Annotated in this window: 21 protein-coding genes and 1 pseudogene; 8 read left to right on the top strand and 14 right to left on the bottom strand. The window is 72.9% G+C overall.

What is annotated here, in order from left to right:
* Window positions 1-103: 103 nt before the first annotated feature.
* A complete protein-coding gene (locus E2C06_RS28020; protein ID WP_133291882.1) occupies window positions 104-1,321 on the bottom strand; it encodes a M20/M25/M40 family metallo-hydrolase in 1,218 nt (405 codons plus the stop codon).
* 76 nt (window positions 1,322-1,397) lie between these two features.
* On the opposite strand from E2C06_RS28020, the gene E2C06_RS28015 reads away from it, so the two are divergent.
* Complete coding sequence (locus E2C06_RS28015) at window positions 1,398-3,173, top strand: GH39 family glycosyl hydrolase (RefSeq protein ID WP_165982712.1); 1,776 nt, start codon at window positions 1,398-1,400, stop codon at window positions 3,171-3,173.
* Window positions 3,174-3,230: 57 nt separating this feature from the next.
* Window positions 3,231-3,857 carry an SOUL family heme-binding protein gene (locus E2C06_RS28010; RefSeq protein WP_165982711.1) on the top strand — a complete coding sequence of 209 codons (627 nt, stop codon included), beginning with the start codon at window positions 3,231-3,233 and terminating at the stop codon, window positions 3,855-3,857.
* Here E2C06_RS28010 and E2C06_RS28005 read toward each other — a convergent pair.
* From E2C06_RS28005 to E2C06_RS27995, 3 genes are read right to left on the bottom strand one after another with little or no spacing between them, the layout of a single operon-like run.
* Window positions 3,844-5,397, bottom strand: a complete 1,554-nt coding sequence (locus E2C06_RS28005; RefSeq protein WP_133291880.1) for a DHA2 family efflux MFS transporter permease subunit — start codon at window positions 5,395-5,397, stop codon at window positions 3,844-3,846. The two genes, E2C06_RS28010 and E2C06_RS28005, sit on opposite strands and share 14 nt — an antisense overlap.
* Window positions 5,390-6,523, bottom strand: a complete 1,134-nt coding sequence (locus tag E2C06_RS28000) for an HlyD family secretion protein (RefSeq protein WP_133291879.1) — start codon at window positions 6,521-6,523, stop codon at window positions 5,390-5,392. Before E2C06_RS28000 ends, E2C06_RS28005 begins: the two co-directional genes overlap by 8 nt.
* Window positions 6,504-7,001: a MarR family transcriptional regulator gene (locus tag E2C06_RS27995; RefSeq protein WP_133291878.1), complete on the bottom strand. Its 498-nt coding sequence runs from the start codon at window positions 6,999-7,001 to the stop codon at window positions 6,504-6,506. The genes E2C06_RS28000 and E2C06_RS27995 overlap by 20 nt, the downstream gene beginning before the upstream one ends.
* Before the next feature lie 128 nt (window positions 7,002-7,129).
* Between E2C06_RS27995 and E2C06_RS27990 the strand changes: the two genes are divergently transcribed.
* The 3 genes from E2C06_RS27990 (at window position 7,130) to E2C06_RS27980 (ending at window position 9,767) form a co-directional block, all read left to right on the top strand.
* Window positions 7,130-8,593 (top strand): acyclic terpene utilization AtuA family protein, encoded by a 1,464-nt coding sequence (locus E2C06_RS27990; RefSeq protein WP_241671505.1) that lies wholly within the window; start codon window positions 7,130-7,132, stop codon window positions 8,591-8,593.
* A gap of 116 nt (window positions 8,594-8,709) precedes the next feature.
* A complete protein-coding gene (locus E2C06_RS27985; RefSeq protein WP_133291877.1) occupies window positions 8,710-9,021 on the top strand; it encodes a DUF4387 domain-containing protein in 312 nt (103 codons plus the stop codon).
* Window positions 9,018-9,767 carry an enoyl-CoA hydratase/isomerase family protein gene (locus E2C06_RS27980; RefSeq protein ID WP_133291876.1) on the top strand — a complete coding sequence of 250 codons (750 nt, stop codon included), beginning with the start codon at window positions 9,018-9,020 and terminating at the stop codon, window positions 9,765-9,767. The genes E2C06_RS27985 and E2C06_RS27980 overlap by 4 nt, the downstream gene beginning before the upstream one ends.
* 157 nt (window positions 9,768-9,924) lie before the next feature.
* Here E2C06_RS27980 and E2C06_RS39815 read toward each other — a convergent pair whose 3' ends face one another.
* The 4 genes and pseudogenes from E2C06_RS39815 to kefF all read right to left on the bottom strand — a co-directional run bounded on the left by E2C06_RS39815 (window position 9,925) and on the right by kefF (window position 12,929).
* Window positions 9,925-10,122, bottom strand: coding sequence for a hypothetical protein (locus tag E2C06_RS39815; protein ID WP_241671504.1), 198 nt, complete (start codon window positions 10,120-10,122; stop codon window positions 9,925-9,927).
* A gap of 170 nt (window positions 10,123-10,292) precedes the next feature.
* Window positions 10,293-10,409, bottom strand: a pseudogene (locus E2C06_RS40915) (HWE histidine kinase domain-containing protein); the annotation flags it as partial.
* 30 nt (window positions 10,410-10,439) lie between these two features.
* A complete protein-coding gene (locus E2C06_RS27970) occupies window positions 10,440-12,338 on the bottom strand; it encodes a monovalent cation:proton antiporter-2 (CPA2) family protein (protein WP_133291875.1) in 1,899 nt (632 codons plus the stop codon).
* Window positions 12,339-12,341: 3 nt separating this feature from the next.
* Window positions 12,342-12,929: a glutathione-regulated potassium-efflux system oxidoreductase KefF gene (gene kefF, locus E2C06_RS27965; protein WP_133291874.1), complete on the bottom strand. Its 588-nt coding sequence runs from the start codon at window positions 12,927-12,929 to the stop codon at window positions 12,342-12,344.
* Between the two features lie 175 nt (window positions 12,930-13,104).
* On the opposite strand from kefF, the gene E2C06_RS27960 reads away from it, so the two are divergent.
* Window positions 13,105-13,668: a hypothetical protein gene (locus tag E2C06_RS27960; RefSeq protein WP_133291873.1), complete on the top strand. Its 564-nt coding sequence runs from the start codon at window positions 13,105-13,107 to the stop codon at window positions 13,666-13,668.
* Window positions 13,669-13,712: 44 nt separating this feature from the next.
* Here the strand turns inward: E2C06_RS27960 and E2C06_RS27955 are convergent, their stop codons facing one another.
* The 5 genes from E2C06_RS27955 to E2C06_RS27935 form a co-directional block, all read right to left on the bottom strand.
* Window positions 13,713-15,932 (bottom strand): xanthine dehydrogenase family protein molybdopterin-binding subunit, encoded by a 2,220-nt coding sequence (locus E2C06_RS27955; protein WP_133291872.1) that lies wholly within the window; start codon window positions 15,930-15,932, stop codon window positions 13,713-13,715.
* A gap of 12 nt (window positions 15,933-15,944) precedes the next feature.
* Window positions 15,945-16,397, bottom strand: coding sequence for a (2Fe-2S)-binding protein (locus E2C06_RS27950; RefSeq protein ID WP_133291871.1), 453 nt, complete (start codon window positions 16,395-16,397; stop codon window positions 15,945-15,947).
* Window positions 16,398-16,579: 182 nt separating this feature from the next.
* Window positions 16,580-17,677: a site-specific DNA-methyltransferase gene (locus tag E2C06_RS27945; RefSeq protein ID WP_133291870.1), complete on the bottom strand. Its 1,098-nt coding sequence runs from the start codon at window positions 17,675-17,677 to the stop codon at window positions 16,580-16,582.
* Window positions 17,678-17,828: 151 nt separating this feature from the next.
* Window positions 17,829-18,467, bottom strand: coding sequence for a ribonuclease HII (locus E2C06_RS27940; RefSeq protein WP_133291869.1), 639 nt, complete (start codon window positions 18,465-18,467; stop codon window positions 17,829-17,831).
* Complete coding sequence (locus tag E2C06_RS27935) at window positions 18,468-18,869, bottom strand: cupin domain-containing protein (protein ID WP_133291868.1); 402 nt, start codon at window positions 18,867-18,869, stop codon at window positions 18,468-18,470.
* Between the two features lie 144 nt (window positions 18,870-19,013).
* On the opposite strand from E2C06_RS27935, the gene E2C06_RS27930 reads away from it, so the two are divergent.
* Window positions 19,014-19,439 (top strand): cupin domain-containing protein, encoded by a 426-nt coding sequence (locus E2C06_RS27930; protein WP_206664717.1) that lies wholly within the window; start codon window positions 19,014-19,016, stop codon window positions 19,437-19,439.
* Window positions 19,440-19,508: 69 nt separating this feature from the next.
* Here E2C06_RS27930 and E2C06_RS27925 read toward each other — a convergent pair whose 3' ends face one another.
* Window positions 19,509-20,627, bottom strand: coding sequence for a PA0069 family radical SAM protein (locus E2C06_RS27925; protein WP_133291867.1), 1,119 nt, complete (start codon window positions 20,625-20,627; stop codon window positions 19,509-19,511).
* A 101-nt stretch (window positions 20,628-20,728) separates the two neighbouring features.
* Between E2C06_RS27925 and E2C06_RS27920 the strand changes: the two genes are divergently transcribed.
* The coding region (locus E2C06_RS27920; RefSeq protein ID WP_133291866.1) for a glycosyltransferase at window positions 20,729-20,933 on the top strand (205 nt) is incomplete at its 3' end.

The following is a 20,933-nucleotide window of genomic DNA, read 5'->3' as shown; positions in this document are numbered from 1 at the left end:
CCATTTCTCTGAGTCTTGCATCTGCCGCGCGACGGCATCCGACTCAGAAAGGGAAGGGAGGGGTCCGGGAAGGGAATACCTTTTTCCCTCCCCGGTCGTTCCCCTACGCCTCCTCCATCCCCGCCACGGCCAGGATCGTCGCCAGGCTGGCCGACATGCCGCGCAGGCTTTCCACCGGCTCGACATCGATCCACTCCTCCAGCGAATGGCCCCGGCCACCACGGCCGCCGGAGCCGATCTTGACCGCCGGGATGCCGAGGCTCATCGGGATGTTCGCGTCCGTCGAGGAATACTCGTGCCGCGGGGTGAAACCATGCGCGGCGACGGCGGCGGTGGCGAGCTGGACGATGCCGGCATCGGGTGCGGTATGGCCGGCGGGGCGGTCGCCGATCGGCCGGATTTCTGCGACCACCGCGCCTTCGCGGGTCGAGCGCGCGGCATTCTCCGCCGCGGCCGCGGCCTCGACCCCGGCGAGGAACTCGGCTTCCAACCGGGCGAGCTCGGCGGCCGACTGGCTGCGCAGGTCGACCTCCATCCAGACCTCGTTCGGGATGGCGTTGACCGAGGTGCCGCCGCCCATGACGCTGGCGCAATGGGTTGTCTGCGGCGCGTCGGGCGCGGCCAGCGCCGACAGCGTCAGCATGGCGCGGGCCATGGCATAGGCCGGGTTGACCAGACCGAAGGCGGCAAAGCTGTGGCCGCCCGGGCCGCGGAAGGTGACCCGGTAGCGCTTGCTGCCGATGCCGCCGGTGACGATGCGGTCGACATCCGGGCTGTCCACGGTGAAGAAGGCCTCGACCTTGTCGCGGTGGCGGCCCTTGAGGAAGAAGTGCCGCACGCCGCGCAGGTCGCCGAGGCCTTCCTCCCCCACGTCGCCGAGGAAGAGGATGTCGCTGCGGGTGCGGATGCCGGCGGCGTCCATGGCACGCAGGAAGGCCAGGTTGACCGCGAGGCTCCGGGTGTCGTCGCCGACCCCGGGAGCATACAGCTTCGTCCCCTCTCGCCGCACCCGCACGTCGGTGCCGGCGGGGAAGACGGTGTCGAGATGCGCGGCGACCACCACGGTCTGGCCGTTCCCGCTGCCGCGGCGGCGGCCCATCACGTTGCCGATCGCGTCCTGCTCCACCTCCTCCAGCCCGTGGCCGCGGAGCATCTCCAGGTAGGCGGCCGCGCGGCGTTCCTCGGCGAAGGGCGGGGAGGGGATCTCGGTCAGGGCGACGATGTCGGCGACGGTGCGGTCATGCTCGCGTTCCATGGTGGCGACGGCGTCGCGGAAACGCGGGTCGGCGAGGATGCGTGCGATGGTCGCGGCGGCGGTCATGGCGTTTCCAGTCGGGCTTTCCGGGCGCAGTCCTGCGCGCCGCGCGGCCGGCGTCAAGCCGGGAAAGGAGGGGATCATGCCGGGACGGCGGGCGGTGCTGGCAGGGCTGGCGGCGGCGGGGCTGGCGCCTGGCAGCGTCTCGGCCAAGGGCTCGCTCGGCACCTTCCGCCGCGGCGATTTCGACATGGTCGGGGTCTTCGACATCGACTGGCTGGTCGAGCCGCGCATGGTCCGGATGCTGGACGCCATGGCGGCCTCGCCCGGGGCCTTCGGCGCGGTGCGGGTCTTCGGCGTGCTGAATGCGGGGGAGCGGGAGGCGACCTTCCCGGTCAGCAGCGGCAGCACCTGGCCGGCGCCGGACGCGCCGATGGATTTCGCGGCGCCGCTCGCGGCGCTGGAGGCGCTGGTCTCGCGCGGCCTGGTGCCCTTCCTGCCGCTGGCCTTCTTCCCCGCTGCGGTCTCGCCCCGGCCGATCGACCCGCCGGCCGACTTCGGCCGCTGGCAGGTGCTGATCCGCGGCTTCCTCGATGCCGCCGTGGCACGGTTCGGCGCGGCCGAGGTCGCCCGCTGGTGGCTGGAGGTCTGGAACGAGCCGAACATGCCGCCCTTCTGGGGCGGCGGTTTCGACCGCTACCTCGAGTTCTATCGCGCGACCGCGGCGGCGGTGCGCGATGCCGGCCATGCGGTGCGGCTCGGCGGCCCGGTGATCGCCTGGATGCCGGACGAAGGCCCTGCGCTGATGCGCCGCTTCCTCGAATTCCTGCGCGACGAGCCGGGCCTGCCATGCGACTTCCTCAGCTACCACCGCAAGGGCGTCTGGGTCGAGGCGGAGGGCGCGCCGCGCATCGCCCGGCTGGTCGAGGCCGCCGAGGCGACGGCGGCCATGGCCCGCGCGCTGGTGCCCGGGCGGCGCCTGGCGCTGGTGAACGACGAGGCCGACATGAAGGTCGGCTTCGACGCGCCCTATGCGCCGCGGCTGGACGAGCGGTTCCCCTCCTGGCTCGCGGCCTCCGCCATCGCCCATGCGGCGCTGTCGCTGCGGCACGGGCAGCGCTTCCTGGCGGCGGCGGACAATGCCAACCAGCACCTGGTGCGCGCGCCCTTCGACGGCCGCCGCGCGCTGTTCACCCGGACCGCTGCCGGGCCGGAGGACCTGCTGAAGCTGCCGGTCTTCGGCTTCTACGAGATGCTGCGGCTGCTGGGCGACCGGGTGCTGTCGATCGAGCCGGGGCCTGCATTCTACGCGATGACCACCGCCGGCGAGGCCGGCATCGCCGCGCTGCTGACCCTGCAGGAGGGCACGGCGCGGCGGCTGCGCTGGGAAGCCAGCGACATTCCCTGGCCGCGGGCAAACCTCGCCGTCTTCCGCATCGACGGCCGGCGCTCGAACGCCTTCGCCGCCGCGGGGCGGGAGATGCCCGGGCGCGTCGACGCCGCAGCCGCCCGGCGGCTGCGCCGGGTGGCGGAACTCGGCGTGCAGGCGCCGCTGCGCCCAGGCCTCGTGCCGCGCGGCGGGCGGGTGGCGCTCGACCTCGATCTATCGCCGCATGCGACGCTGCTGGTCTGGCTGACGCCCTTCGACCCGGCGCCGCCCGCGGCGCCGGCGGGCCTTGGCGCCGAGCCGCGCGGCGGCGACCTGCTGCTGCGCTGGCAGCCGGACCGGTCCCCCGGCTTCTACGCCTACGAACTCCGGCGCCGGGCCGGTGCCGGGCCGTGGCGCCGCATCGCCCCCATGCCGTTGCGCGGCGCCGAATGGGTGGACACGGCGCCGCCGGCCGGGCCGCTGGAATACCGGCTGCGCGCCGTCTCGGCCTCCGGCCTGCGCAGCGCGGCCGTCACCCTCCGCCGCTGATCCCTGGACCTGCGGGCGCAACGGCCCATCTCTGGCGGCGATGAAGGAATGCCGCGCATGCTCGCCCGGATGCTCTCCGCCGCCTCGGCCCTGGTGCTCGGCGCCTGTTCGGTGATCGGGGTGCGGTCGGGAACGGAGGAGCCGCGCTTCGAGACCATCGGCCAGCAGGGCGCGGTGGAGATCCGCCGCTACGCCCCGCGCCTGGCCGCCGAGACAACCGTCGCCGCCGCCACCGAGGAAGCGGCGCGCAGCGAGGGGTTTCGCCGCCTTGCCGGCTTCATCTTCGGGGCCAATCGCGGCCAGGCGAAGATCGCCATGACGGCACCCGTGGCGCAGGCCTCGGAGCGCATCGCCATGACCGCCCCGGTGGTGCAGGAGGCCGCGGCGCAGGGCTGGACCATCCGCTTCTTCATGCCGGCCCGCTACACGCGGGCGACCCTGCCGCAGCCCGAGGATCCGCGGGTCACGATCATCGAGGTGCCGGGCGCGACGATGGCCGTGCTGCGGTACAGCGGCGCCCCGGGTGCTGGCGCGGCCGCCACCCAGCGCGCCGCACTGCTGGCCGCGCTGCAGGATGGCCCCTGGCGGCCCGTTGGCGCGGTGGAGGACTGGTTCTACGACCCGCCTTGGACCCTGCCGCCGCTCAGGCGGAACGAAGCGGTGGTTCCCGTCACGCCGCGCTGATCCTGCGCCGCCGCAGCGCCATGGCCGGCAGCAACGCGACCAGGCAGGCGATGGTCACCGCCAGGAAGCTGTCGCGGAAGCCGAGCATCCCGGCCTGCGCCGCCAGCACCCGCGCGAGGTAGTCGTAGGACCCGCCGAGGAGCTCCGTCTCCGGCACGCCGTCCTGCCGCAGCAGGCTCTGTGTCAGCCGGAGGAATTCCAGCGTCGCCGCGCTGCTGCCGTCCTGGGTCGGCGTCAGGGTCTGCGCGTGCAACTCGGTCTTCTGCTCCAGCAGGATCGACAGCAGGTTGACCCCGAGCGCACCGCCGAATTGCCGGGCGAAGTTGATCGCCCCGGCGCCCTGGCCGAGGAAGCGCGGCGGCAGCGCCCGCAGCGCCCCGGCATTCATGCTGGGCATGGTGAGGCCGAGCCCGACCCGGCCGACCATGATCCAGAGCGCCAGGGTCCAGAAGGGCACGTCGGTATCGACGCCGCGCAGCAGCCAGGTGGAGCAGGCAAACAGCAGCAGCCCGGCGACCATCGGCTGCCAGGCCGGCAGCCGGTCCGCCAGCCTTCCGGCGATCGGGAAGACCACCACCATGACCAGCCCCGCCGGCATCAGCACCAGCCCGGCCCGCGTCGCGGTGTAGCCCTGGATGGTCTGCACGAAGAGCGGGATCAGGTAGGTGCTGCCGAAGATGCTGGCGCCATAGATCAGCGCCACGCAGAAGGCGCCGGCGAAGCCGATATTGCCGAAGACGCGCGGGTTCAGCAGCGGCGCCGGGGTGTGCAACTCCCACAGCACGAAGCCGGTGGCGGCCAGCGCGGCGAGGCCGAGCTCGGCATCCACCCGGCCGGCGCCCCAGCCCTCGCGCTGGCCGCTCGACAGGCCCATGAACAGCGCCAGCAGCCCGGTGACCAGCAGCAGGAAGCCGGCCAGGTCGAAGCGCCGGCGCTGCGGCGAGACGGCGCTCGGCATGAAGACCAGGCCCATCGCCAGGCCGAGCAGCGCGACCGGCATCGCCAGGAAGAAGACGCTGCGCCAGCCGTAATTGTCGACCAGCAGCCCGCCCACGGTCGGGCCCAGGGCGGGGGCCAGCACCACGCCGATCGCGGCGATGCCCATGGCGCTGCCGCGCTTCTCCGCCGGGAAGACCTGGAAGACGATCTGCGTCATCAGCGGCTGCAGCATCCCCGCCGAGGCGCCCTGCAGGATGCGGCCGAGGATCAGCAGCCCCTCGTTCGGCGCGACGCCTGCGACGACCGAGCCGAACAGGAACAGCCCGACCGCCGCCGCATAGGTGGCGCGGAAGCCGAAGCTCTCCACCAGCCAGGCATTCATCAGCATGGTGCCGGTGACCGCCGCGAGGAAGCCGGTCGAGAGCAGTTGAGCATGGTCCTGGCCGATGCCGAAGGCCCCCATGATGTCGGGCAGCGCGACATTGACGATGGTGGAGGACAGGATGGAGGCGACGGTGCCGATGATCGCGGTGATCGTCACCAGCCAGCGGTAGGACGGGCCGAAGCGCTGCCCGAGCGCTTCGAGCGTCCGTTCAGTCACGGGCGGCCTCGATCTCCACCATCATCCCCGGCCGCAGCAGGCCGGGGGCAGGCGGCGGCTGAAGCGCCACGCGGACCGGCAGGCGCTGGGTGATCTTGGTGAAGTTGCCGGAGGGATTCGGGCTCGGCAGCAGGGCGAATTCGCTCGTGGCGGCGCTGCCGACGCGTTCCACCACGCCGGCGAAGCGCTGGCCGGGCAGGGCGTCCACCACCACCTCGACCTTCGTGCCGGGGCGCAGGAAGCGGATCTCCGTTTCCTTCACGTTGCCCTCGACCCTGACGCGCGCGGGGTCGTGCAGCATCAGCACGCGCTGTCCGGCCGCCACGTATTCGCCGGGATCTATGAAGACCCGGTCCACCACGCCGTCGAAGGGCATCAGGATGCTGCGGTCGCGCAGGTCGAGCGCGGCGCGGTCGCGTTGCGCCGCCAGCTCCCGCTCCAGCGGCTCCAGCGCATCGACTTGGCGGCGCAGCACCGTCAGCTCGGCGCGGGCCGCCTCGGCGGCGATGATCTGCGCCTCGGCGGTCTGGATCTCCGCCACCGCGCCCAGCACCCGCTGTCGCGCGCCGTCCAGCAGGCTTCGCGCCTGGTCGTGCCGCTGCCGCGTGCCGCTGCCGCTCGTCATCAGCTGCATGGCGCGGCCGAACTCGGCCTCGGCGAAGACCCGCTCGGCCTCGGCCGCCGGCAGCGCGGCGCGGGCCACGTCCAGCTTGGCGCGGCTGACGGCCTGCAGGCTGGCGGTCTGCCGGTCGACCATCTCGAGCCGCGCCTCCAGCTCCGCCCGCCGGGCGCCGAGGCTGGCGAGCCGCGCCTCGATCTCGCGCAGCGCCAGCGCCTGATCGCGGTCGTCGATCTGCACCAGCAGCCCGCCGGCCGCGAGCCCGTCGCCGGCGATGACCTTCACCTCGGCGACCCAGCCCGGCACGCGGGAGGAGACGGTGATCATGTCCGCCGCGACGCGGGCATCGTCGACGACCAGCAGGGTCAGGAAACGGTGGGTGAACCAGCCGCCGGCGGCCAGGACCGCGGTCAGCAGCCCGGCCAGGCCGAGCAGCCGCAGCCGCCGCGCCGGGTTCCGCGGCGGGGCCAGGATGCGGGCGGGGCCGCTAGCCTGGCCGACATCCATCCTCGGCCTCCGCGACCGGTGGGGGCGGTGCCGGCGCGGCCAGACCGACCGCCACGCGTTCCAGCACCGCCAGGCAATGCGCCAGCTCGGCTTCCGGGATGCCGGCCAGGATCTCCGCCCGCACCCCCGTTGCCGCCGCCTCGATCCGGTGGATCAGCGGGCGCGCCTTCGCGGTCAGGTGCAGGGTCTTGGCACGGCGGTCGTGCGGCGCCTCGCGGCGCTCGACCAGGCCCTCGCCCTCCAGCCAGTCCAGCGTCCGGACCAGGGTCGGGCCCTCGATCAGCAGCCGGCCGGCGAGGTCCTTCTGGGTCATGCCCTCGCCGCCGCGGGAGATCGCCAGCAGGGCCAGCCAGCGCGCCTCGGTCAGCCCGTATTCGGCGATCCGCTGGTCGAGCCGCGCGCGCCAGCGCCGGGCGATCTGGGCGATGGTGATGCCGATGCGCCACTGGGTATGGGCGAGGGTGGAGCCGTCCCGCATGGGGGGAGACTAGGGCGCCCCCGAATAATGAGGAAGCTAGATATTTTGGCCCGCCGGGGGCTACCGCCGCGGGCCGGGCGGACGCATCCTGCGCGGGGAGTGACCCGGCGAAGGGCAGGGGCATCGGCATGGCCGGGCGCTGGCGCGGGGACATGACCCCGGTCGCCTTCCGCCAGGTGGCAGGGCTGCCCGGATGGTCCCGGCGCCTGGCGGTCATCCAGGGAGGACAAGCGATGCGCGAATACCGCATGGTCTCGGTGGCCGGCATCCTCGGCTACGGCTACCCCGAAAGCTCGCTGAACGCGGCGCTCGAGCGCGGCGTCGACATGATCGGCTGCGACGGCGGCAGCACCGATCCCGGCCCCTACTACCTCGGCAGCGGCAAGCCCTTCGTCTCGCTGCGCGCCATGAAGCGCGACCTGCGGCTGATGCTGCTGGCGGCGGTGAAGCGCCGGGTGCCGATGGTGGTCGGCACCTGCGGCGGTGCCGGCGGGGAGCCGCATCTGCAGCTGGTGGCGCAGATGGTCCGCGACATCGCGCGGGAGGAAGGCCTGCACTTCCCGATGGCGCTGATCCATGCGGAACAGGAGAAGGGCCTGATCCGCCGCCGCCTCCGGGAAGGACGCACCCAGCCGCTCGGCCGCATGGCGCCGCTCGACGAGGGCACGGTGGACCGCGCCAGCCGCATCGTCGGGATGTGCGGACCGGAGCCCTACATGCGCGCGCTCGACCAGGGCGCGCAGGTGGTGCTCGGCGGCCGCAGCAGCGACCCCGCGCCCTTCGCCGCGCATGCCATGCGGGCGCAGCTGCCGCCCGCCCAGGCCTGGTATGCCGGCAAGATGCTGGAATGCGGCGCGGCGCCCGCGCTGCCCAAGGGCCCGGACTGCCTCTACGTCACGGTACGCGAGGACGGCGTGATCTGCGAGCCGATGGGCGAGCGCGCCTGCACGCCGATGTCGGTCGCCAACCATTCCTTGCACGAGAACCCCTCGCCGGTCCGTCATGTCGAGCCGGGCGGCGTGCTCGATACCTCGGAGTGCCGGTTCGAGGCCCTCTCGCCCAAGGCGACGCTGGTCACCGGCATGCGCTGGACCCCGGCCGAGACCTACACGGTGAAGATCGAGGCGGCGGAGCGGCTCGGCCACCGGGCCATCAGCTTCGCCGGCACGCGCGACCCGGTGCTGATCGGGCAGCTCGACCATTTCCTCGGCCTGGTGCGGCGGCTGGTGGTGGACAAGGCGCGCGACCTCGACATCGGTCCGGAGGACTTCGTGCTGACCATCCACAGCTACGGCGCGAACGGCGTGATGGCGGCGCGGGAGCCGCTGCGGGATGCCCGCAGTCACGAGATCGGCTTCCTGATCGACGTCGTCGGCAAGGACCAGGAGATCGCCTCCGCCGTCGTCGCGCTGGCGCGGACTTCCATGCTGCACAGCGACTTCCCCGGCCGGCTCTGCAAGGAGGGCAACATGGCCATCCCCTTCTCGCCGAGCGACCTCTCGGCGGGGGAGGTCTTTCGCTTCAGCATGTCGCATGTCGTCATGCCGGAGGATCCCTACGAGATGTTCCCGATCGAGCATGAGAGGGTCTGACGTCCGATGATCGAGGAGCGCAGCCCGGAGGTCTGATTCGGTCGTCCTGCTGAGTTCCCGATGACCGGAGGGCGCAGCCCGAAGGTCTGAATCGGTCGTCCTGCAAGGAGAACGCGATGGCACTGATCAAGCACATTGCCAAGGTGTGCAAGAGCAAGAACGCCGGTCCCTTCGACCTGACCATCGACGTCGTCTTCGACGACGACGCGATGTTCGAGCGCGTGCGGGCCACAGGCGTGCTCTGCCCGGCGCTGTTCGCCCGGCTTTACGGCGTCGCCGAGGCCGACGTGCTCTTCACGCCCTATCCCGCCGGCCGCGCCTTCAAGGCGACGCTGCCGCGGCTCGTCCCGGCCGGGGAGATCGGCGACACCGATGTCTATGGCGCGCAGCAGCACGCGCCGCTGCTGGACGTCGACATCCCAGTATGACCCTGGTGCTTGCCAGCCGCGCCGAGGGCGTGGCGACGCTCAGCCTCAACCGGCCGGACCGCGGCAATGCCCTCGGCCCCGAACTGGTCGAGGCGCTGGAGGAAGCCTTCGACCGCGCCGTCGGCCATGGCGCGCGGCTGGTCGTCCTGCGCGGCGAGGGGCGGCATTTCTGCACCGGCTTCGACCTGACCGACCTCGAGGCATTGTCCGACGGCGACCTGCTGCTGCGGGCGGTGCGGATCGAGCAGCTGCTGCAGCGCATCCATGCCGCGCCGGTGACCACCCTGGCCGTCGCCACCGGCCGCACCTTCGGCGCCGGCGCCGACCTCTTCGCCGCCTGCGACCGCCGCGTCGCCACCCCCGGCGCCAGCTTCGCCTTCCCTGGCCCGGCCTTCGGCCTGGTGTTCGGCACCGCCCGGCTGGCGGCCATGGTCGGCCGCGACCGGGCGCGGGAGATCCTGTTGGCCGGCCGCGAGGTGACGGCGGAAGCCGCGGCCATGGCCGGCCTCGCCACCGCGGTGCTGGGGGAGGAGGCGATCCCGGCCGAGATCGCCCGGGCCGCGGCGGCCGCGGCCCGGCTCGACCCGGAGACGGTCGCCGCCCTGCACCGCCGCACCGGGCCGGCGGCCGGGCGCGCCGAGGAGGATGCCGACCTCGCCGCCCTGGTGCGCAGCGCGGCGCGGCCGGGGCTGCGGCAGCGGATCCTCGACTACCGGGCGCAGGTCGCGGCGCGGCGGAGGGGCTAGCCTGCAATCGTCCTGAGTGGAAACACGCAGGACGTGAATCGCTGGCTCAGCGAAGCTAGAGCATTTCCGCTCACATGCGTTCACGGCCAATGCTCTAGGTCATTGTGTCAAGAGCATCGTCACCCGATCAGGTGATCCCGCCTGATCGGGTGACGCTCTAGACCGGATCGCGGGCGGGCGGCCGTGCCGTATCCGCCAACACCCGCGCTGCCGGCAGCGTCGCCTCGCAGACCAGGCCGGTCGCGGGCCAATGGCGTGCCAGCCGGCCGCCCGGCTGCACCGTGAAGGAGGCGCGCAGGACCCGCCAGCCGAAGCCGAGGCGCGGCGGCGCGCCGGCGACCCGCCCGACGCGCACCAGGTCAGGTGCAGTGCCACGTGCTCCCGCCCGCCCGACCAGGTCACCGCGACCTGCCCGGCGGGCCCGAACAGCGCGCCATGCCGCGCCGCATTGGTCGCCAGCTCGCGCAGCGCGGTCGCCAGCGGCTGCGCCGCCTGCGCCGACAGCAGCACCGCGGGGCCCTCGACCCGCAACCGATAGGCCTCGCCGGGCGGCAGGACCGGGCGCAAATCGCCGCGCACCAGGTCGTGCAGGTCGGCGCCTGCCCAGCGGCGCTGCGTCGGCAGCGTATGTGCCCGCGCCAGCGACGGCCACCCGGCCTTCCACCGCGGCGCTCAGCCCGAGGCCGCCGTGTCCCGCTCCAGCGCCGCGCGGCGCACCTCCTCCATCAGGCCGCTGGTGTCCCAGCCCTCGTCGAAGACGGCGCGGCCGCGTTCCCGGTCGCGCTCCAGCACCTGCAGCAGCTGCGCCGAGGCCTCCCGCACCGCCCTGCTGTAGCGCCCGTCGTCGCCGCGCATCGGCGCCAGGCGCTGCATCATCCGGGCATCGTGCCGGCGGAACAGCCGGCCGGCGCGCTCGGCCTCATAGGCCGGCATGCCGAGCCGGCGCAGCGCCTCCACCCCGGTCTCGAGCGCCGAGGCGAAGGTTTCGCGCACCACCAGATGCGCGCCTGTCTCCATCAGCTCGTAGGCATGGCTGCGGTCGGTGGCGCGCGCCAGCACCTGGGCCTGCGGGAAATGCCGCCGCACCGTCTCGACGATGCCGTCCGTCGTTTCCCGCGCATCGGTCGCCACCACGATGATCGCCGCCTCCGCCGCGCCCGCCGCCTGCAGCAGGTCGATGCGCGAGGCGTCGCCGTAGAAGACCCGGAAGCCGTAGCGGCGGAGCTGCTCGATCGTCTCCATGTCGTGGTCCAGCACGGTCACCGCATGGCCGTGCGCCAGCAGCAGCCGGCCGACGATCTGGCCGAAGCGGCCGAAGCCGGCGATCACCACGCTGCCCTGCGGCTCGATCGCATCCGGCTCGGGCGGCAGGTCGGCGGTCGCCAGCCGGTTCGAGAGGCGGCCATAGGCCATCATCAGCAGCGGCGTGATCGGCATGGACAGCGCCACGACCGAGACCAGCAGCCCCGCCTCGGCCTGCGGCAGCACGCCGTTCTGCACGGAGAAGGCCAGCAGCACGAAGCAGAACTCGCCGCCCTGCGACAGCACCATGGCGGTCAGCAGGATCTCCGGCCGCGGCCGGCGCGCCGCAAGGCCAAGGCCGACCAGCACCGCCGCCTTCACCGCCACCAGCAGCACGACCAGCCCGGCCACCGTCAGCGGCGCCCCGGCCACCTGGGCGAAGTCGATCCCCGCGCCGACCGAGAGAAAGAAGAGGCCGAGCAGCAATCCCTTGAACGGCTCGATGTCGCCCTCGAGCTCGTGCCGGAACTCGCTGTCCGCCAGCACCACGCCGGCCAGGAAGGCGCCGAGCGCGGGGGAGAGTCCCACCGCCTGCATCAGCAGCGCGATGCCGATCACCAGCAGCAGGGCGGAGGCGGTGAAGATCTCCCGCAGCCGCGTCTCGGCGATCATGCGGAAGACCGGCCGGGTCAGCAGCCGCCCGCCGAGCACCACGGCGGCGACCGCGGCCAGCACCGCGAGCGCCTGCGCCCAGGGCGGCAGCGCCTCCATCGGGCTCGCACCGTGCGCGCCGCCGCCATGGCCGCTCGCCGGCGCCAGGGCCAGCAGCGGCAGCACGGTCAGGATCGGGATGACCGCGACATCCTGGAACAGCAGCACGGCGAAGGAGGTCTCGCCGCCGCCGGTCTTGAGCAAGCCCCGTTCCGCCAGGATCTGCAGGGCGATGGCGGTGGAGGACATCGCCAGGATCAGCCCGGCGGCCAGCGCCATGCGCCAGTCGAAGCCGAAGAGCAGGCCGATCGCGGCCACCGCGGCCGCGGTCAGCCCGACCTGCAGCCCGCCGGCGCCCAGCACCGGCCCGCGCATGGCCCAGAGCCTGGCCGGCTGCAATTCGAGCCCGACCAGGAACAGCATCATCACCACGCCGAACTCGGCGAAATGCATCGCCGCCTCGGCATCGCCCGCCAGGTGCAGGCCGAAGGGGCCGATGGCGACGCCCGCCAGCAGGTAGCCGAGCACCGACCCCAGGCCGAGCCGCTTGGCGATCGGCACCGCCAGCACCGCGGCCGCCAGGTAAACGAAGGCCTGCGCCAGGAAGCCGCCCTCCATGGCTCAGTGCCCTCCGGGCGCGTGTGCGTGGTGCGGCGGATGCGCCACCTCCGCCGGCGCGTCGCGCAGCCCTTCCAGCAGCGCGCGGTACTCCGCCGCATGCCGGGCCAGCGCCGGGGCATCCAGCAGATGCGTGCCGTGCAGGATGAAGGGCGGCAGCCAGCGCATCCGGCAGAGCCGCGCCGTCGCCTCGTAGGGGCGCAGGAATTCAGGGATGGAATGGCGGTTCAGCCCTTCCGGCCCATAGGCCGTCTCGGTGCCGCCGGCGGTCACCGCCGAGAGCAGCGCCTTGCCCGCCAGCGCGGTGCCGGCGCGGCCATAGGCGAAGCCGTGTTCCAGCACCAGGTCCTGCCATTCCTTTAGGATGGCGGGCGAGGAATACCAGTAGACCGGGTGCTGGAAGACGACGACGTCGTGCTGCTGCAGCAGCGCCTGCTCATGGTCCACGTCGATCAGGAAGTCCGGGTAGGCCTCGTAAAGGTCGTGCAGCGTCACCCCCTCCACCGTCTTGGCCGCGGCGCGCAGCGCGGCATTGGCGCGGGACCGCCGATGCGCGGGATGGGCGATCAGCACGAGGATGCGCTGGGGCATGCTTTGGCCTTTCCGGGGGAGGCGTGAAACTCGGCTGCGGGTGCCGGCGCGGTCAAGCGCAGCGTTGAGCTGCGGGGCAGCCGGCGCTGGCGCTCCCGCCGGCGGGCTGCGAGACTGTCGGAACGGCACCGCGCACAACGGCGCGCCGCCTGCCGCAAGAATGGAGGGACCCGCCATGCATTTCACCCGTACCGTGATTCTGCTCGCGGCTGCCGCAGGTCTCGGCCTGCCGCTCGCCGCCTCCGCCCAGCCGCAGCCCGCCGCCGTTGCCCGCAGTGCGGAAGCGGTGGCGATCATCGAGGCGGTGGACCAGCGCGAGCGCTCCGTCATCCTGCGCGGCGAGGACGGCGCGCTGACGACATTGTTCCTCGGCAACCAGGTGAGGAACCTGCCGCAGGTGAAGGCCGGCGACCGCGTGGTGATGCGGGTGACCGAGGCGGTCGCCGTGGCGATGAACCGGCCGGACGGCCGAGCGCCGGTCGCGGCGGGCGAAGCGGCCGGCGCCGCCCCGCCCGGCAGCATGCCCGGTGCGGCCTATGTGCGCGGCCTGCGCGCGCTGGTGACGATCGACGCGGTGGATCGCCGCGCCAATACCGTCACCTTCACCGGCCCGCAGGGCAACCAGCGCACGGTCGCGCTGCGCGACCCGAAGATGCGCGACTTCGCCCGCCGCCTGCGCGCCGGCGACCAGGTGCAGGTGGCGGTGGTCGAGAGCGTGACCATCGACGTGGTGCGCTGACGCGGTGGCGGGGAAAGGCATGACCCTTCCCCGGCCCCTCGCCCTCAGGTCGTGCCCAGCCGCGCCTTGGCCAGCGGCAGGCTGCGGATGCGCTGGCCAGTCAGCGCCGCCACCGCATTCGCCACCGCCGGCGGCACGCCCGGCGTCCCCGGCTCGCCGACGCCGCCCATCGGCGCGCCGCTCTCGACGATGCGGACGCTGATCTGCGGCATGCGGGCGGGCGGCAGGATCGGGTAGGCGTCGAAGTTCAGCGCCTGCGGCTCTCCCTTCTCGAAGACCACTTCCTCGAGCAAGGCCGAGGAGAGGCCGATGGCGGCGGCCGAGCGCACCTGCGCCGCGACGATCGCCGGGTTCACGATCTGCCCCGGGTCGATCGCCACCCAGAGATGGTGCACCACGACCTCGCCGTCCTTCAGCGAAACCTCGGCGATGGTCGCCACCTCCGACCCGAAGGGCGAGGCCATGGCGCAGCCGCGCGCCCGCTTCGTCCCGTCCGCCGCGTCATAGGGGCCGCGCTGCCAGCCGCCGGACAGCTCGGCCGCGGCCTTGAGCAGCGTCGCGTGCCGCGGGCTGCCGGCCAGCAGCGCCATGCGGTATTCGAAGGGATCGCGCCCCGCCGTCACCGCCAGCTCGTCGAGGAAGGACTCGTAGAAGAAGTCGTTCATCGAATGCGCGACCGAGCGCCAGAAGCCGATGTTCACCGGCTGCTTCGAGTGGACGTAGTCGACCCGGTGGTGGGCGATGCCGTAGGGCTTCTCGGTCAGCCCCTCGACCACGCTGTCGTCGACCTTGGGGTTGGCCAGGAAGCCGGCCATGTGCCGGCCGAGCGGGCCTTCGCCGACGGCGACCGCCTGCAGCGCCACCGGCATCCCCTGCGCGTCGAGCCCGGCGCGGAGCTTCGTGTAGGAGAGCGGCCGGTAGGCGTCGCGGCGGAACTCCTCCTCCCGGCTCCAGATCACCTTCACCGGCCGGCCCACGGCCTTGGCCAGGGCGATCGCCTGCGGGAAGACGTTCGCGGTGTCATAGAGGAAGTGCCGGCCGAAGAAGCCGCCGAGCAGCGGCGAGTGGATCCGCACCTGCCCCGGCTGCAGCCCCGCCAGCTTCGCCGCGACCTCGCGGTACATCTCCGGCGCCTGGTTCGGCATGGTCAGGTCGAGCGTGCCGTCGGCGGCGAAGACGGCGAGCGCCGAGGGCGGCTCGAGCTGCGCATGCGCCAGGTAGGGCGCGTCGTACTCGGCCTCGACCACCTTCGCCGCGCCGCGCATCCCGGCCTCGAGGTCGCCGCGGGTCTCGGCCACCTGGGCCGCGCCGCCGGCCGCCGCCTTGAAGCCGGCGAGCTGGCTGGCGGAGGAGAAATCCTCGGGCAGGGTGCCGCCGGTCCAGCCGATCTCCAGCGCCTCGACCGCCTGCCGCGCCCTCCACCAGCGATCCGCCAGCACCGCGACGGCGCCGGGCAGCCTGTGGACCGAGTGCACGCCCGGCATGGCGCGCACCGCCGCCTCGTTGCCGAGCGTCGCCGGCTCCTGCCCGAGCCGCGGCGCATGCGCGATCGCCGCCTGCAGCATCCCCGGCGCGGCGGAATCGATGCCGTACTTCGCCGCGCCCGTGGACTTCGCCCGCACGTCGAGCCGCGGGGTGGGCTTGCCGATGACGCGGAACTGCGCCGCGTCCTTCAGCGAGGCATCGGCCGGCACCGGCAGCTTCGCCGCCGCCTCGGCCAGCTCGCCATAACCCAGGCTACGGCTGCTGGCAGCATGCAGCACGCGGCCGGGGGAGGTCGTCACCTCCGCGGTCGGCACGCCCCAGCGTTGCGCCGCGGCCTGCACCAGCATGGCGCGCGCCGTGGCGCCGAGCTTGCGGAAGGTCGTGTAGCTGGCGCGGGTCGAGAAGCTGCCGCCGGTGAAGCGGACCTGGTCGCCGAACATGATCTGGTACTCGGCCCCGGCCGGGGCGCATTCGACCACGAACTGCGCCGGGTCGGCGTCCAGCTCCTCGGCAATGATCTGGGCCGAGGAGGTGGCGATGCCCTGGCCGCCTTCCACGAAGGGCGAGAGCAGGCGGATCGTGCCATCCGGGCGGATCTGCAGGTAGGCGGCGACCGCGGTCGCGTGCCGCGACATCGGCGGCCCCTTCTGGGCGCGCGCGGCGGTCGGCAGGCCGAAGCCGAGCAGCAGGGTGCCGATCCCGGCGGCGCCGAGCAGGCCGCGGCGCGAAAGGTTGGCGATACCGCCGGGCGGCAGCGAGGGACGGGTGATGCTGTTCATGCCGCGTCCCCCTCAGGCCGTCTCGGCCGCGCGCTTCACCGCGGCGGCGATGTCGAGATAGGTGCCGCAGCGGCAGAGGTTGGTCATCGCGCCGGCGATGTCGTCCTCGGTCGGCTTCGGGGTCTGCAGCAGCATCCCCGTCGCGGCGATCACCTGGCCGGACTGGCAGTAGCCGCATTGCGGCGCCTGCGCGGCGACCCAGGCCTCGACGACCTTCTTCCCCACGGGATGGTCGGCCATTGCCTCGATGGTCAGGATCTGCTGGCCGGCCACGCTCTCGACCGGCACCTGGCAGCTCCGCATCGCCTGGCCGTCGACCAGCACGGAGCAGGCGCCGCACTGGGCGATGCCGCAGCCGTACTTCGTGCCGGTCATGCCCAGCCAGTCGCGCAGCACCCAGAGCAGGGGGGTGTCGGGCTCCGCATCGACGCTCTGGGTGCGGCCGTTGACGCTGATCTCGATCATGCGGGGGTGCTCCGGACAGGCAGCATTGTCGCGCGGCCGCACCGGGCGGCCTCTTCCGCCCCGGCAGATGGCGCCGGCGCTGGTGCCTTCCAGCCTTTCTCCGCCATCCGGCGGGGCCGCCAGGTCGCGTTTTACCCGGGACGCGCCATACCGCCTGGCGTTGCAACCACCAGCCGGTGTGGTCAGGCCTTGCCGAGCATCTCGCTGCGATACTCGTCCAGCAGGCGCAGCCGGCCCCCGGGCTGCTCGACATGCCAGAAGGCCCAGCCGTTGCAGGACGGCGCCTCCTGCACCGCGGCACCGACCTGGTGGATCGAGCCCTGCGCCCGGCCGCAACGGATCGAGCCATCCGCCGCGACCGTCGCGCTCCAGCGCCGGGCGCGGTCGGTCAGGATCGAGCCCGGCGGGATCAGGCCTCGCTCGACCAGCGTGCCGAAGGGCAGGCGGGGCTGTTCCCGCTTGCCGGCGGTGACCAGCGCCGCGGTCTCCGAGATCGGCTCGATCGCCGCGATCCGCGCCGCCGCGGCTTCGGCATAGAGCGGGTCGCGCTCGAGGCCGATGAAGCGGCGGCCGAGCCTTCGCGCGACGGCGCCGGTGGTGCCGGTGCCGTGGAAGGGGTCGAGGATGATCTCCCCCGGCATGGTGCAGGAAAGCACCACGCGGTGCAGCAGCGCCTCCGGCTTCTGCGTCGGGTGCAGCTTGGCGCCCTTCCCGTCGCGCAGCCGCTCCGTGCCGGTACACAGCGGGATCAGCCAGTCGCTCCGCATCTGCAGGTCGTCGTTCAGCGACTTCATGGCGGCGTAGTTGAAGCGGTAGCGGCTTTCCGGGCCGCGCGCCGCCCAGATCAGCGTCTCATGCGCGTTGGTGAAGCGGCGGCCGCGGAAGTTCGGCATCGGGTTCGACTTGCGCCAGATGACGTCGTTCAGCACCCAGAAGCCGAGATCCTGCAGCGCGACGCCGAGCCGGAAGACGTTGTGGTAGCTGCCCATCACCCAGATGGTGCCGTCCTTGCGCAGGACCCGCCGCGCCTCGGTCAGCCAGGCGCGGGTGAAGGCGTCGTAGCTCGGCAGGTCGTCGAACCGGTCCCAGGCATCGTCGACGCCGTCCACCAGGCTGTCGTCCGGTCGCCGCAGGTCGCCCTTGAGCTGCAGGTTGTAGGGCGGGTCGGCGAAGATGGCATGCACCGAGGCCGGCGGCAGCCGGCGCATCAGTTCGATGCAGTCCCCGACCATGATCTGGTCGAGCGGCAGATCGAGCCCGGTCCCCACGCTATCCCTCATCCCGCTGCTGCGCGCTGGCCTCCGCTGCCGCCGGGGTGCCCGGATCGATGCGATCGGGGCGCGAATCCCCTCGAATCCGCACAATCGCCGCGCCGAGTCGCCGGGTCAACCGAAGCCTGGGCGGGGACGGCGCAAGGCGGCCGGGTGTGTCTTATCGCCGGGTGGCAACGGCCGTGCGGTCCAATGCCCGGTCCACCGGGCCGAAGCCGCGGCGGTGGTGCGGGCAGGCGCCGTGCTCGGCCAGCGCCGCCCGGTGCCGGACGGTGGGGTAGCCGGCATGGCCGGCGAAGCCGTAGGCCGGCCAGCGCGGGTCGAGCCGCGCCATGGCGCGGTCCCGCGTCACCTTCGCCAGGATCGAGGCGGCGGCGATCGACAGGCTCAGCCCGTCCCCGCCGACCACGGAGCGCACCCGGCAGGGCAGCGGCGGCGCGCGGTTGCCGTCGACCAGGGCGAGGTCGGGCGGCCGCGGCAGCCGGGCGACGGCGCGGGCCATCGCCAGGTGGCTGGCGTGCAGGATGTTCAGCCGGCCGATCTCGGCGGCCGAGGCAGCGGCGATGGCATACTCCGCCTCGCCCCCGGCCGCGGCGGCGGCCAGGGCCGCGAAGGCCTGTTCGCGCCGCGCGGCGGAAAGCCGCTTGCTGTCGTCGAGCAGCCCGGCCAGCGCCGCCGGCACCCCCTGCGGGAAGACGACGGCGGCGGCGAGGACCGGCCCGGCCAGCGGGCCGCGCCCGGCCTCGTCCACCCCGGCGACGCGGCCGCCGGCCGCAGCTTCCAGCGCGAAGTCGGGCATTCAGGCGGGGGAGGCGAGCGGCTTGTCCTTTTCGACAACGTAGGTGATCGCCAGCCGGGCATTCTTCAGCACCTTGCCGCCATGCGGCGTGCCGGGCGGCACCTGGAAGCCCTCCCCGGCGGTGAAGCGCTTGCTGGGCTGGCCCTGCACCTCGAGCTCCAGCTCGCCTTCCGTCACCACCGAGGATTCGATGCCGGGATGGGTGTGGCGGGCGATCACGGTGCCCTCCGGCGCCTCCAGCGTCATCAGGATGGAAACCTTGCCGTCGCCGGGATAGTCGATGGTGCTGAGCATCTTGCGCACCACGCCGGCCTGGGCCCGGGCCGGCGCCTCGACGCCGGTGGCGACCAGCCCGATTGCGCTGCAGATGGCGCAGGCCAGGAATCCGCGTCGTGAGGCCATGGCTGGTGTCCTTCCCCGTTCTCGTTGGTGGTCCGCAACCCTAGGTCCTGCCGCGGCCGGCCGACAAGCGCGCGGCTTCCCTGTTCCCAGCCGCGGGCGGGGTGGCCTAGTCTTCGCCGGCCAATAAGAAACAGGAGGCGTTCCATGCCCGACGGTGCCCAGAAGCCCCAGGCGAAGCCGATGCGCAAGCGGCTGACGAAGGACGAGGTCTCGCCCCGGTCGGTCTTCCTCGACGTGCCGAACATGCCGTGGGAGACGACCAAGTTCGCCGGCATCAAGTGCAAGACGCTCTACAGCGACGGCAGCGGCATGGCGACGCTGCTGATGGAGCTCGAGCCCGGCGCCGAGGTGCCGCTGCACGAGCATACCGCGATCGAGCAGACCTACGTCCTCGCCGGGCATTTCGTCGACGAGGAGGGCGAGTGCCTGCCGGGCCAGTTCGTCTGGCGGCCGGAGGGCAATACCCATGTCGCCTGGGCGGGGAAGGAGGGCGCCACCATCCTCGGCATCTTCCTGAAGCCGAACATCTTCGCCGATGGGCGGCCCTTCTTCACCCAGGACAAGGGCTGACCCGGCCGTTGCCGCGCCTCGCCAGGGCGCGGCAAGGCGGTTTTCGGACAAAGCCGCGCCCCGGTGGTCCTACAGCAGCTCCAGCTGCCGCTGCTCCGCCTTGGCCCCCGCCGGCACCGCGAACTGGCTGCAGTCCAGCGGCTGGCTGCGGGCATTGGTGCCGCCGAGGCCGAGCCGCGCCGCCGCCACCTGGAAGCGCCGCGCCAGCATGTCGGCATAGGCGCCGGTGCCGGTCTGCCGGACGCCGAAGCGGCTGTCGTAAGCCTTGCCGCCCCGCGTCTCCCGCACCAGGGCGAGGATGCGCGCGGCACGGTCGGGGAAATGCGCCTGCGCCCATTCCTCGAAGAGCTGGCGGATCTCGAGCGGCAGGCGCAGCAGCACGTAGCCGGCCCGCGTCGCGCCGGCCTTGCAGCTTTCGGACAAAATCCGCTCGAGCTCCGCGTCGTTCAGCCCGGGGATCATCGGCGCCGCCAGCACGCCGACCGGCACGCCGGCCTGCGCCAGCACCTGCATCGCCTGCAGCCGCCGCAGCGGGGAGGCCGCGCGCGGCTCCATCCGCCGCGCCAGGCCGGAATCCAGCGTGGTGACGGAAAGGCAGACATGCGCCAGGTTCCGCGCCGCCATCCGCCGCAGGATGTCGAGGTCGCGCAGCACCCCGGCCGACTTGGTCACGATGGTGACGGGGTGGCCGAAGCGCTCCAGCACCTCCAGCACCTGCCGGGTGATCGCCAGGCTGCGTTCCACCGGCTGGTAGGGGTCGGTATTGGCACCGAGCGCGACCGGCTTCGCCACGTAGCCCGGCCGGCTCAACTCCTTCTCCAGCAGCGCCGGCAGATCGGGCTTGAACAGCAGCTTGGTCTCGAAGTCGAGGCCGGGCGAATAGCCGACATAGGCGTGGCTCGGCCGGGCATAGCAGTAGACGCAGCCATGCTCGCAGCCGCGATAGGGATTGATCGAGCGGTCGAAGCCGATGTCCGGGCTCTCGTTCCAGGCCAGCGCGCTCCTTGCCGTCTCCCGGATCAGGGGGGTCGGCAGCGGCGGCAGGTCGGCGAGGTCGGCCAGCGTCCCCCAGCCATCATCGAAGGAATCCCGCGCCGTGCCCTCGAACCGCACCGCGGGGTTCGAGATCGCGCCGCGGCCCTTGCGCGGGACCAGCATCTCGGCAGAAAGGTCGAGACCATCCGGCATGGCGGAGTTCCCATTCTGTTCGAGAGCACCTTGCCGGGTGCGGCAGGGTCCTGTCAAGAACAGGATGGGAACAGAAGGTTAAGGATCGCCTGGAACAAAGCATGGCCCAAACTCCGGTCCCATCCCTCGCCATCGTCATCCCCACGCTCAACGCCGCCCGCGGCCTGGGCGCGGTGCTGGCGGCCTGCGCCGAGGCGGCTGCCGAGGTCGTGGTTGCCGATGGCGGCAGCACGGACGGCACGCCGGCGCTCGCCCGGGCGGCCGGGGCGCGGGTGGTCGCCGCGCCGCGCGGCCGCGGCCCGCAGC

The sequence above is a fragment of the Dankookia rubra genome (genome assembly GCF_004355005.1).
Lineage (GTDB): Bacteria > Pseudomonadota > Alphaproteobacteria > Acetobacterales > Acetobacteraceae > Paracraurococcus > Paracraurococcus ruber_A.
The sequence above is the reverse complement of the archived record's forward strand: the minus strand, read 5'-3'. Positions and strand labels throughout refer to the sequence as shown.